Source organism: Sphingomonas sp., assembly GCF_042096255.1.
GTDB lineage: Bacteria > Pseudomonadota > Alphaproteobacteria > Sphingomonadales > Sphingomonadaceae > Sphingomonas.
The window spans coordinates 1-11,187 of record NZ_JBELLZ010000095.1 but is presented as its reverse complement, the minus strand read 5'-3'; the positions used below and the strand labels follow the sequence as shown (position 1 = coordinate 11,187).

The following is an 11,187-nucleotide window of genomic DNA, read 5'->3' as shown; positions in this document are numbered from 1 at the left end:
GTGCTGATGATCGGCACCTTCGCGGCGCAGGACATCTTCCTGTTCTACATCTTCTTCGAAGCCGGCCTGATCCCGATGTTCCTGATCATCGGCATCTGGGGCGGCGCGAACCGCATCTACGCGTCGTACAAGTTCTTCCTGTACACGCTGCTCGGCTCGCTGCTGATGTTCATCGCGATGCTCTACATGAGCATCACCGCGGACACGACCAGCATCCCGGCGCTGATGGCGTATGACTTCCCGGCGGACGTGCAGACGTGGCTGTGGCTGGCCTTCTTCGCCTCCTTCGCGGTGAAGATGCCGATGTGGCCGGTGCACACCTGGCTACCCGACGCGCACGTCCAGGCGCCCACCGCGGGCTCGGTGATCCTGGCGGGCGTGCTGCTCAAGCTCGGTGGCTACGGCTTCCTGCGCTTCAGTCTGCCGATGTTCCCCGAAGCCTCGGCGGAGCTGACCTGGCTGGTGTTCGCGCTCTCGGCGGTAGCAGTGGTCTATACCTCGCTGGTCGCGCTGGTGCAGTCCGACATGAAGAAGCTGATCGCCTACTCGTCCGTGGCGCACATGGCGATCGTCACCATCGGCCTGTTCGCCTGGAACGCGCAGGGGATCGAGGGCGCGATGATGGTGATGCTGGGCCACGGCCTGGTTTCGGGCGCGCTGTTCCTGTGCGTCGGCGTGATCTACGACCGGTTGCACACCCGCGAGATCGCGCGCTACGGCGGCCTGGCGATCAACATGCCACGCTATGCGCTGCTGTTCCTGCTGTTCACCATGGCATCGATCGGCCTGCCGGGCACGTCCAACTTCGTCGGCGAGCTGCTGGCGCTGATGGGCACCTATCAGGTCTCCACCTGGATCGCGCTGATCTGCACCACCGGGATCATCCTGGGCGCGGCCTATATGCTGTACCTGTATCGCCGCGTCGTCTTCGGCGAGATCAAGTCGGAGGAGGTGCGCGCGATGCCCGACCTCTCGACCCGCGAACTGTGGCTGCTCGCCCCGATCGCGGCCGCGGTGCTGTGGATGGGCGTCTATCCCGAGAGCTTCCTGGCGCCGATGCGCGCCGACACCGCGCGGCTGCTCGCTCGGATCGAGCGCGCGGCACCTGCGGGTGACGCGACGCCGAGCGCCGGCGCGGGGATCGTCCCCGCCGCGCACGCAGAATCTCCCGCGCATGAGGGCGCGCACTGATGTCCTACGCTACCCAGATCGCGATGACCCTGCCGGAGGTGGTGCTCGGCCTTGGCGCGCTGGCGCTGATGCTCGTCGCCGCCTGGGGCGGTGCCGCGTCGACCCGCGCGGTCTCCTGGTGCGCCGTGGCGGTGCTCGCCGGGGCGTGCCTGGCGCTGATCGGTCCGGCGTCGTCGGGCGGTATCGCCTTCGACGGCCTCTACCGTGCCGACGCCTTTGCCGCCTTCGCCAAGGTGCTGATCTTCCTCGGCTCGGCCGTCGCCGTCCTGCTCGCGCCCAGCTTCTTCCAGCGCACCGCGGGCGATGATCTGCGGCCGGAGTATCCGGTGCTGATCCTGCTTTCCGCCGCCGGCATGGGCATCATGGTGTCAGCCGCCGACCTGCTAACGCTCTATGTCGGCCTGGAGCTCCAGAGCCTTGCCGCTTACGTCCTCGCCAGCTTCATGCGCCGCGACCAGCGTTCGGCCGAGGCGGGGCTCAAGTATTTCGTTCTCGGTGCGCTCGCCAGCGGCATCCTGCTCTACGGCGTCAGCCTGGTTTACGGCTTCACTGGTACCACCCAGTTCGACCTGATCGCCTCCGCTTATGCGACCGGCACTGGCTCGATCGGGCTGATGTTCGGCCTGGTGTTCGTCTTCGCGGGGCTCGCCTTCAAGATGTCCGCAGTGCCGTTCCACATGTGGACCCCGGACGTTTACGAAGGCGCGCCGACGCCGGTCACCGCCTTCTTCGCCTCGGCGCCCAAGGTTGCTGCGATGGCGCTGGCGGTGCGCGTGGCGGTCGAGGCGATGGGGCCGGCGGTCGACCAGTGGCGCCAGATCGTGATCTTCGCTGCGCTCGCCTCGATCGTGCTCGGCGCGGTGGCGGCGATCGGCCAGTCGAACATCAAGCGCCTGCTCGCCTATTCGTCGATCAACAACGTCGGCTTCGCGCTGATCGGCCTTGCGGCGGGAACGCCCGAAGGGGTCGCCGGGGTGATGACCTATATGGCGATCTACATCGTCATGACCTTGGGCTCGTTCCTGGTGGTGCTCCAGATGCGCGATCAGGATGGTCGCCCGGTCGAGAGCATCGCCGCGTTGTCGGGCCTGTCGCGGCATCGTCCGGGGCTCGCCGCGGCGCTGGCGATCTTCATGTTCTCGCTCGCCGGCATCCCGCCGCTGTTCGGCTTCTGGGCGAAGTTCGCGGTCTTCGACGCGGCCGTTCGTGCGGGGCTGTTCCCGCTGGCAGTGGTCGGCATCGCGGCGAGCACGATCGGCGCTTATTACTACCTGCGCGTGGTCAAGACGATGTACTTCGACGAGCCGGCGCCGGCGTTCGGCTCGGGGGATCGGCTGGAGGGCGGCTTGATCGCGCTGACCGCGGTGGCGGTGTCGCCGCTCGGCTACCTTGCGATCCCGCTGCTCTCCGCTTGGACGATGGCGGCCGCACGGGCGCTGTTCTGACGATCCGGACGGTCGCCGAGACGGGGTCGACCAACGCCGACCTGCTGGCGCTTGCGCGGGACGGGGCAGGCGAGGACGGGCTCTGGCTTCGGGCGGAGCGCCAGACCGCCGGACGCGGACGGCAAGGGCGGGACTGGTCCTCGCCACGCGGCAATCTCTACGCCAGCACCCTGGTTCGCCTTCGACCAACCGACCCGCCCGCACCTTCGCTGGCGCTGATTGCCGCGGTGGCACTTGCCGAGACTCTGTTGGGCTTCGGTGCGCATGGCATCCACATCAAATGGCCCAATGACCTGCTGCTCGGAACCGCCAAGGTGTCGGGCATCCTGCTGGAGCGGACCGGCGATTGGGTGGTGATCGGCTTTGGCGTCAATCTGGCGAGCGCGCCTGAGGTGCCTGGACGTGCCACCGCCAGCCTTGCGGCGCTGACCGGCGTCGTCACGCCCGAGCGCGCCTTGGCGGCGCTCGCATCACAGCTCGGTTCGCGGCTGGAGGACTGGCGCCAGGACTTCGCCATGCTGGTGGAGCGCTGGACCGCGCTCGCGCACCCGCTCGGCACGTCGCTCCGTGCCGGCCTGCCCGATGGGAGTGTCACCGCGGGACGGTTCGACGGCCTGACCCTTGAGGGCGCGCTGCGGCTGCGCTTGGCGGATGGGGCCATGCGTGTCATCCACGCCGCCGACGTGTTCGAGATATAGGAGAGGACGCGCGATGCTGCTCGCGGTGGATGCCGGCAACACCAACATCGTCTTCGCTCTGGTGGAGGGCCGGGGCGAAAACCGCGCTATTCGCGCGAGGTGGCGTATCGCGACCGATCCGCGCCGCACGGCGGACGAATATGCCGTCTGGCTCAGCCAACTCCTTCAGCTGGAAGACTTCACCCGCGGCGATGTCGAGGCGGTGATCATCTCCACCGTGGTGCCACGCGCGCTCCACAACCTTCAAGTGCTCGCGACCAAATATTTCGGCACGGAGGCGCTGATCGCCGGGCGCGCGCCGGTGGAATGGGGCGTGCTGATCGACGTCGACGAGCCGTCCTCGCTGGGCGCCGATCGCGCGGTCAACACGATCGCGGCGCACGCACTGCATGCCGGCGACCTGATCGTGGTGGATTTCGGCACCGCCACCACCTTCGACTGGGTGGACTATCAGGGCGCCTACAAGGGCGGGATCATCGCGCCGGGCATCAACCTGTCGCTCGATGCTTTGGTGGCGAATGCGGCCAAGCTGCCACGCATCGCGATCGAGGCGCCCGCCGGCAATCTATCGGTGATCGGTCGCACCACGGTCGACCAGATGAACATCGGCATCTACTGGGGCTATGTCGCGATGCTCGATGGGCTGGTCGCGCGGATGCGCCGCGAGGTGGGGCGACCCGTCAAGGTGATCGCCACCGGCGGCCTCGCCACCCTGTTCGAGCAGCACACCGACGTGTTCGACACCATCGAGCCGGACCTGACCATCCAGGGGCTGGCGATGATGTGGGAGCGTCTCCATATTGCTCGCTAAGCGGCGGCCTTCCGGTCGCGGACATCACGCCATGTTCACAGGTTTTTCGGCTCCGGTAATGGCCGGGGTCTTGCAAGGATTCCAATGACCCCCAAGGACGAACTTCTCTTCTGCGCGCTCGGCGGTTCGGGCGAGATCGGCATGAACGTCAACCTCTACGGCACTCGCGGCAAATGGGTGATGGTGGATTGCGGCGTCACCTTCGCCGACCATGCCTATCCCGGCATCGATCTGGTGCTGCCCGACCTCCAGTTCATAGAGGAGCGCAGCGACGATCTCGTCGGCATCGTCATCACCCATGGGCATGAGGACCATATCGGCGCCTTGCCCTACCTCGCCGAGGACCTGGGCGTGCCGATCTACGCCACCGCCTTCACCGCCGGGCTGATCCGCGGCAAGCTGGAGGAGGAGCGGATCGCCGACCGCGTGCCGATCAAGGTGATCGCGCCGGGCGAGCGCTTCGACCTCGGGCCGTTCGGCTTCACCTTTGTGCCGATGGCGCACTCGATCCCCGAAGCGAATGCGGTGATGATCGAAACGCCGCACGGCCGCATCTTCCACTCGGGCGACTGGAAGCTAGACGCGTCGCCGGTGCTGGGCGCGCCCGCATCCGGCGAAGCGCTCTGCGCGATCGGTGATCGCGGCATCGACGTGCTGGTCTGCGACTCGACCAACGTGTTCAACGCCGAGGCGTCGGGCTCCGAGGCGGAGGTGCACGCAGGCCTGCTTGATGCGGTCGCCAAGGCGAAGGGCAGGGTGGTGGTGACCACCTTCGCCTCCAACGCCGCGCGGCTGCATACCCTGGGCGAGGTTGCGAAGGCGACCGGACGCGAACTGTGCGTCGCCGGGCGTTCGCTCGATCGGATCATCCGCGTCGCAAAGGCGACCGGCTATCTCGGCGATCTGCCCGCGACGATCGATCCCGAAGCGGCGATGCGGCTACCGCGCAATAAGGTGCTGGTGGTCGCCACCGGCGGTCAGGGCGAGGCGCGCGCCGCGCTGTCACGGATCGCCGAGGGCACCCACCCGGTGGTGCTCGGAGAGAGCGACACGGTGATCTTCTCTTCCAAGCAGATCCCCGGCAACGAGGTGGCGATCGGCCGGATCCAGAACATCCTCGCGGGCCGCGGCGTCGAGATGGTCACCGAGAAGCAGGCGCACGTCCACGTCTCGGGCCATCCCGGCCGCCCCGAGTTGGCGCAGCTCTACCGCTGGCTACGCCCGAAGGTGGTGGTGCCGGTGCATGGCGAGATGCGCCACCTGAAAGAGCATGCCCGCTTTGCGATGGCAGAGGGCGTGCCCGCCTCGCTGGTGCAGACCGATGGCGATATCGTCCGCCTTGCGCCGGGCGATGCGCGCAAGATCGGCGATGCGCCGATCGGCCGGCTGGTCCTCGACGGCGACATCATCCTGCCCGCGGACGGCACCACGATCAACGAACGGCGCAAGCTGTCGCTCAACGGCCAAGTCTCGGTTGGTGTCGCGCTGGATCGCAACGGCCGGCTGATAGGGTCGCCGCAGGTGCGCGTGCAGGGTGTGCCGGTTGAGGAGGAGCGCGAGGCCTTCGTCGCCGATGCCGCCGCTGCGGCGGTTGAAGCCGTGCGTGGTCCGAGACGCGATGCGGAGCGGCTACGCGAGGACGTTCGCCTCGCCGTGCGCCGTGCGGCGACGCGCTGGACCGGCAAGAAGCCGATCGTCGACGTGCTGCTGGTCCAGGCCTGATGCGCGTCCAGTCCCTGATTGCGATCTACGCGCTGTTCTGGGCCTTCTCGGTGTTTCTGGTGCTGCCCTGGGGCGTGCGCACCTCGGCCGAGGCCGGGGTTGAGCACGTTCCGGGGCAGTCGGAGAGCGCCCCGCATGAGTTCCGGCCAGGGCGGATCGCGATCAGGACGACGATCGTGGCGACAGCGCTGTTCGCGCTGTTCGTCGCCAACTACCATTTCGGCTGGGTGACGCCGCAGATGCTGGATTACGCCGGCATCTGAGCGGCGGCGTCAGCGCAGCCGCTCGATCGCCTGCGCCAACGCAACATAGACCTTGCCCACGTCCGACGAGAGCAGAGTGACGCTCAGCGGCGAACCATCGCGCTGCGCCAGCACGATCCGCAGCATCGCCTCGAAATCGTGGATGTAGCGGTTCACCGCATCGCGGAAGCCCGCATCGGCCTCGTACAGCTGGACGATCTCACCCGCTTCTTCGGCATCGAGTAGTCGCACTGCACGACGCGTGAAGACGCCGCGGTCGCCCTTGAGATAGGCCGCCCAGGCGGCATCGCCGATCTCTTCGGTCAGGCCGCGGCTCAGGTCGATCGCGGCGGAGTTGAGCGCCTCGATCAGCGCGGAGGCGCGGCGGGTGAAGCTCTCGCGCTCCACCGCCTCTGCCGCCTCCACCTTCGCCTCCAGCGCTGCCGAGGTCTCGCCGATGCGGGCGATCTGCGCCTCGAGCTGGCTTGCCGCGCGCGTCGCCGCACCCACCGCGGTGCCGGCGACATCGGCAACCTTGGCGATCTGTTCGTCCAGCCCCCGTCCGGCGGCGCGACGCAGCGCCACCGCCGCCTCCGCCTCGATCGCGTGTGCCGCCTCCGGAATCACCTGCGCCAGCGTGTCGCGCGCCTGATCGGCGGCGGTGGCTGCGGTCTCGCGCACGCGCAGCAGCGCTTCGACCAGACGCGATGCGGCCGTCTCCGACACGGCTTCGATCTCATCGCGGAGCTGCTGCACCACCCCTTGCAGCCCTGCTGCCGCGTCGCGACCCTCGGCAAGTCCGTTCGACAGCCGCTCCGCCACCACCTCTGCATCGCGACGCTGCGTGGCGACCGCGGCAGCGACCGCCTCCACGGCATCGCTGGTGCTCTCGGACGCGGCGACCAAAGCGAGCAGTTCGGGCTTGATCGTGCCCAGCCGGGCGCGTGCGCCTTCCAGACGACCATCGAGGCGGGTGACTGCGCCGGCGAGCGTCTCGTCCATCTCGCGAGCCGCGGAATCGAGCGCGATCAGCAGGGTCTCCGCGGTGGAGATGGCGGTCAGTGCGGCGCCATTGCCCCCAGCGATCGCCTGCGCCAACGAATCGGCGCTGCCGGTGAGCCCGTCGAGCGATTGCGCGATCGCGCCGGCACGCTGCTCGCCTTCCGTGTGCAGCTTGTCGAAGCGCCCCTCGGTCCGCTCGATCCAGCCTTCCATCTCGCGGACCAGTGCCTCGCCAGCCTGGCGCTGCCCTTCCAGTCGGGTGGTGACCCGCTCGATGACGAGCTCGACAATCTCGATCCGCTCGGCGAGCGCTTCGGCGCTCTCTCGCGCGCTGGTGTCCAGTGCCGCCTGGTTGGCACGCACCATCGCCAGCATCGCATCGCCCTGCGCGGCGATACCCTTGCGCGACTCGTCGACGGCGTCGGCGGTGCGGCCGAGCAGGGCGTCGATCTCCTCCGCCACGGCCTTGGCGACGGTGTCCAGCTTGGCGGCCGCCGCCTCGCTGCTGGCGTCCATCCGGGTGATGTGCGCGGCGAGCTTCTGCGCCGATGTGCCCGCGATCGCCTCCGCCTCGCGGCCACGCTCACCGAGTGCGGCGAGCTGCGTATCGAGCGCCGCCGCCTGTTCTCCTGCGCCGAGGCCGATCTGTTCCAGTCGCTCGCCCAGGCTGCGGATCTCGTCCTGCGCCCTGGGCAGGGTGGCGAGCATCACCGCCATCTTGTCCGCGGCGGTATCCGCCGCGCGGCCGAGCGCCAGTGTGCGCGCTTCTGTCTCGACGATGCCTGCGGCGAGCGTCTGGCCGATCGTCTCCAGCCGTGCCGCCGCGGCATCACCGAGCGCGGTCAGCGCGCGCGCCTGTTCGGACAAAGTGTCGCGGCTGGTGGCCATCGAATGGGCGAGGGCTTCGGCGGTCTGGTAGAGCCGCTCGGTTTCTTCGCGAAGCTCGCGCGAACCGGCGGCGAGGCGCGAGGCGTGGGCGCCGCTGGTGCGGGCGACGACCAGGAAGGCGATGCCGAGCAGCACGGGCACCGCGCAGAGCGCGGCGACGAACTGGAGCAGGCGCAGCGGATCGGAAAGGTCGGTGCCGCTGCCCAGCCAGGCCGCGACGCCGACCCAGGCAATGGCGAGGACGCCGAAGACGACCGCTAGAGCGAATCGCCACACTGGTTCAGCCGGGGCCTCAGCCTCGACGCCAACCGGCTCGGATGCGCCGAAATCCGCCAGCGGCGCGATCTGCGAATAGCCAGGCTCGTAGCCGGCCAAGGTCTGCCCCCCGTTCATGGACGCGGGTTTTACCACGATTTGCCGGAGCGCAAAGCCGGCAGGGTCAACGAAGCCTTAACGCGCCTGCGCGTAGCCACCGGTGATGGCTTTCGACCCCGGCGCAATCGACTCGACACTGTCCGCGGCCGTGGGAGATGATCCCGCGTTGATCGCGGAGTTGCGGCTCGCCTTCATCGACAGCGTCGACCGCAGCATGGCGGCGCTGGAGGCGGCGCGCGACGAAACGGCGTGGCGCGAGGCGACCGCGCGGCTTCAAGGTCTGGCGGGCAGCTTCGGCGCGGTGCGATTGATGGCGGTGGCCCAGGAAGCGGCATCCGGCGCGCCGTGCGACAAGGCGGTGCTAGGGCGCCTTCGCCGGATGATCGCACGTCTTTAGAGCGTCGCGGCGATCGCTCGGGCGGCGGCGTCCGGGTCCGGCGCCTGGGTGATGGGACGGCCGATCACCAGCATCGAGGCGCCCGCATCGAGCGCGGCGCGGGGCGTCACCACCCGTTTCTGGTCGCCGATATCGCCGCCAGCGGGGCGTACTCCCGGCACAACGAAATAGCCCTGCGGCCAGGCGGCGTGCGCCTCGGCAACTTCCGCGCCCGAGCAGACGATGCCGTCGACCCCGGACATGCGGGCGAGTTCGGACAGGCGGAGTACCTGGTCGTGTGCGTCGCCGGACACGCCGGTGTCGGCAAGATCGCCCGCATCGAGGCTGGTCAGCATCGTCACCGCGACCACTTTGGTGGACGGATGCGCCGCAGCCTTTGCCTCCTCCAGCATCGCGCGTCCGCCCGAGGCGTGAACGGTGAGGACCGCCGGTTCGAGCGAGGCGAGGGCCTGGATCGCCTTGGCGACGGTGTTCGGGATGTCGTGGAGCTTGAGGTCGAGGAAGATCGGTAAGCCGAGCGTCGCCATCTCGCGCACCCCGTGACGACCATTGGCGGCGAAGAACTCCAGCCCCAGCTTGAGCCCGCCGACATGGTGGCGGACCTTCGCCGCGAGCGCATGGGCACGGGCGAGATCGGGCGTGTCGAGCGCGACGAAAACCGGCGAGCTCATGACGGGGCGATGTCCTGCACTGCCGGCGTGGATGGCGAGGCGGGAACGATCAGGGGGACCGTACGCAGTTCCGCTAGCGCCCGCTCCGTGCTGGCAAGCCGCTGACGCAGGCGCCAGCGCAGCGCCGACTGCCAGGCCAGCGTCGGCAACAAGCCCGCGAGGAAGGTAACCAGCAAGAGCGCCGGCAGGTTGGTCTCTGCCACCAGCCCGCCCCACAGCCGGATCGGAACGCTGAACCAATTGCCGTAGGTGAACAGCGCGGCGACGAAGGCGAGCAGGCACCAGAACAGAATCTTCAGGAACTGCATGGCGGGGACGCTACGCGGACACGCGCCTCTTGGCCAGATGTCAGCCGATCTCGCGCCGGATAGTGGCGATCAGGCCCGGTGCGGTGGTGAGTCGTGCCTCCTCCTCGTCAAGGATGGCGAGAAAGGCGAGGCGCTTGACTGCGGCGATCCGGCCGGGGCGCAGGCGGCGATCGGCGGGGAGCGTTGAGACGACGATGTCGATGACGCGCTCGGCGCCATGGAGTCGGCCCCACAGATAGTCGTTCTCGCGATACGCGCGGCTGAAGAATGCACCGAACTTGTTGAACTGGATGCCCTTCAGGGTCGCCTCGGCTCCGCCGGGGCGGATAGCGGAGCAATCGTCGGGCGAGATGCGATCGACCTTGATCGGATCATACTCATCCAGTCCCTCTCCTTGAAGCAGGGGCAGGGTGGCGACATCGAAGAACGGGAAGCCGAGATACTGGAGCAGCAGTGTGCGACGGTCCTTACGCGGGAGCCCGCCGAGCGCTTCGGCGAGCCGCTCGTCGGTTTCCGAGTCCAAGCGCGTCAGGTCCATCGATGCGGACAGCCGGTCAAGCAACCCGGCGGCATCAGCGTTGCGGGCGCGGATCAGCGGCTTCAGGTCCTGATGGCGAGCCGCGATGCGGCAGTCGAGATATGCGGCGAGCGACTCGAACACGGCTTCCCGGATCGCCTGGAACTCGGTCCCGTCCTCCTCGACCTCCTCCAGCCGGCGGGCGAGCAGGCGGAGGCGGCGGATGCGGAACGCGAGGTCGAACTGCCGCAGGAAGGCGATCACCTCCGGCCGGGCGCCGCCGGCGAACTGGGGCTCGTCAAGGCCACGACGGGCGACCTCCGCGGCTATGCCGGCCCGGATGCCGCGCCAGCGCTGCGGCCCCGGCTCACCGCCCGCAGCGTAGAGCAGACCGGTGATCAGGTCCACGACGCCGGCAAGCTTCCAATGGCCGTATGCCGCATGGCTGTAGCCCGCCCGCGCCGCGGCGCCCTCCTGCGCGCGGCGTCGCCATGCCACCAGCCGCGCCGGGGTGGGCTTATCGAGAAAGAAGGTGCGGCCGAGCGCGGATTCGACCTCCGCCTCCACCTCAGGCCGAATCGCCGAGACGATATCGCGCATCCGCTCGATACGGGCGGAGCGGCCGGCGATTGCCTCCAGATTGTCGCGGATCGGCTGCTGCCGCGGCAGTTCGCTGGCTGATCCCAGGATCGTCTGGAAGAAGCCGGGCGGACCATCCGAACTGGTGCCCAGACCGAAGCGGGAACCGGGAGAAGGATCGACATACAAAAACCGTCGATCGATCGGACGCCGGGCCGGGCGCTCGCGCAAGGCGTCGATCGCCGGGCCGAATGGGGCGTTGGCCAGCACCGAGCCGTCGATCAGCGCCGTCTGCTCGACCGCGCCGGCGGCGACGTGGCGGGGCAGGATCCGGGAGAGGA

At 68.7% G+C, this 11,187-nt stretch carries 11 protein-coding genes; 7 read left to right on the top strand and 4 right to left on the bottom strand.

Features of this window, described 5'->3' with window-relative positions:
- The 6 genes from ACFDTH_RS14985 to ACFDTH_RS14960 all read left to right on the top strand — a co-directional run.
- Positions 1 to 1,191: NADH-quinone oxidoreductase subunit M (locus ACFDTH_RS14985; protein ID WP_375288363.1), on the top strand; the 1,191-nt coding region annotated here is incomplete at its 5' end.
- Complete coding sequence (gene nuoN / locus ACFDTH_RS14980; protein WP_375288362.1) at positions 1,191 to 2,636, top strand: NADH-quinone oxidoreductase subunit NuoN; 1,446 nt, start codon at positions 1,191 to 1,193, stop codon at positions 2,634 to 2,636. The genes ACFDTH_RS14985 and nuoN, both read left to right, overlap by 1 nt.
- Entirely contained in the window at positions 2,603 to 3,334 is a 732-nt protein-coding gene (locus ACFDTH_RS14975) for a biotin--[acetyl-CoA-carboxylase] ligase (RefSeq protein WP_375288361.1), read from the top strand. Before nuoN ends, ACFDTH_RS14975 begins: the two co-directional genes overlap by 34 nt.
- Positions 3,335 to 3,347: 13 nt before the next feature.
- The gene (locus tag ACFDTH_RS14970; RefSeq protein ID WP_375288360.1) at positions 3,348 to 4,145 is read left to right on the top strand and encodes a type III pantothenate kinase; all 798 of its coding nucleotides are present in this window, start codon (positions 3,348 to 3,350) and stop codon (positions 4,143 to 4,145) included.
- Positions 4,146 to 4,229: 84 nt separating this feature from the next.
- Positions 4,230 to 5,867 (top strand): ribonuclease J, encoded by a 1,638-nt coding sequence (locus ACFDTH_RS14965; RefSeq protein ID WP_375288359.1) that lies wholly within the window; start codon positions 4,230 to 4,232, stop codon positions 5,865 to 5,867.
- Positions 5,867 to 6,130: a DUF1467 family protein gene (locus ACFDTH_RS14960; protein ID WP_375288358.1), complete on the top strand. Its 264-nt coding sequence runs from the start codon at positions 5,867 to 5,869 to the stop codon at positions 6,128 to 6,130. Before ACFDTH_RS14965 ends, ACFDTH_RS14960 begins: the two co-directional genes overlap by 1 nt.
- A 9-nt stretch (positions 6,131 to 6,139) precedes the next feature.
- Here the strand turns inward: ACFDTH_RS14960 and ACFDTH_RS14955 are convergent, their stop codons facing one another.
- The gene (locus tag ACFDTH_RS14955; protein ID WP_375288357.1) at positions 6,140 to 8,392 is read right to left on the bottom strand and encodes a hypothetical protein; all 2,253 of its coding nucleotides are present in this window, start codon (positions 8,390 to 8,392) and stop codon (positions 6,140 to 6,142) included.
- An 85-nt stretch (positions 8,393 to 8,477) separates the two neighbouring features.
- Between ACFDTH_RS14955 and ACFDTH_RS14950 the strand changes: the two genes are divergently transcribed.
- Positions 8,478 to 8,771 (top strand): Hpt domain-containing protein, encoded by a 294-nt coding sequence (locus ACFDTH_RS14950; RefSeq protein WP_375288356.1) that lies wholly within the window; start codon positions 8,478 to 8,480, stop codon positions 8,769 to 8,771.
- Here ACFDTH_RS14950 and pyrF read toward each other — a convergent pair.
- The 3 genes from pyrF to ACFDTH_RS14935 form a co-directional block, all read right to left on the bottom strand.
- Positions 8,768 to 9,442, bottom strand: a complete 675-nt coding sequence (pyrF, locus tag ACFDTH_RS14945; RefSeq protein WP_375288355.1) for an orotidine-5'-phosphate decarboxylase — start codon at positions 9,440 to 9,442, stop codon at positions 8,768 to 8,770. The two genes, ACFDTH_RS14950 and pyrF, sit on opposite strands and share 4 nt — an antisense overlap.
- A complete protein-coding gene (locus ACFDTH_RS14940; RefSeq protein ID WP_375288354.1) occupies positions 9,439 to 9,750 on the bottom strand; it encodes a hypothetical protein in 312 nt (103 codons plus the stop codon). The genes pyrF and ACFDTH_RS14940 overlap by 4 nt, the downstream gene beginning before the upstream one ends.
- Positions 9,751 to 9,790: 40 nt before the next feature.
- Positions 9,791 to 11,187: DUF3376 domain-containing protein (locus ACFDTH_RS14935; protein ID WP_375288353.1), on the bottom strand; the 1,397-nt coding region annotated here is incomplete at its 5' end.